This window comes from Bacteriovorax sp. DB6_IX (assembly GCF_000447775.1).
GTDB lineage: Bacteria > Bdellovibrionota > Bacteriovoracia > Bacteriovoracales > Bacteriovoracaceae > Halobacteriovorax_A.
In genome coordinates this window covers 1-339 of record NZ_AUNJ01000262.1, presented here as the reverse complement: position 1 = coordinate 339, position 339 = coordinate 1, and the positions used below count along the sequence as shown (strand labels likewise).

The window sequence follows — 339 nt, the reverse complement described above, 5'->3', positions numbered from 1 at the left end:
CTTCTTTATTAGGTGTATTGTTATAAGAGAAAGGGATAAAGAAATTCCCCTTGTGAGGCAGAAGAACATAGCGCTTCTCCAATAGCGAATTATACTCCTTGCGAATTTGATCAATTTTCACTTCATCTTCAGCCAGAGCCGAAACTGAAAAGAAAAATAAGAACAGCAAGAAATACTTCATATGAACTCCCATAAAAAAAGGCATCTTAACGATGCCTTTATATATTTGTGAATTATCTCTTTATTGTAAAGTTAATAGAGTCAACTTCTCTCCATCTTCTTTTCTTTGTCAGCCTCACTGCAGTAGTTCCAGCTTTCCAATGTTCACTCAGGTTAAAA

Annotated in this window: 1 pseudogene; it reads right to left on the bottom strand. The window is 35.1% G+C overall.

Annotated features, from left to right (window positions below):
* Positions 1-181 (bottom strand): annotated as a pseudogene (locus tag M901_RS17995) (phospholipase); the annotation flags it as partial.
* Positions 182-339: the final 158 nt, after the last annotated feature.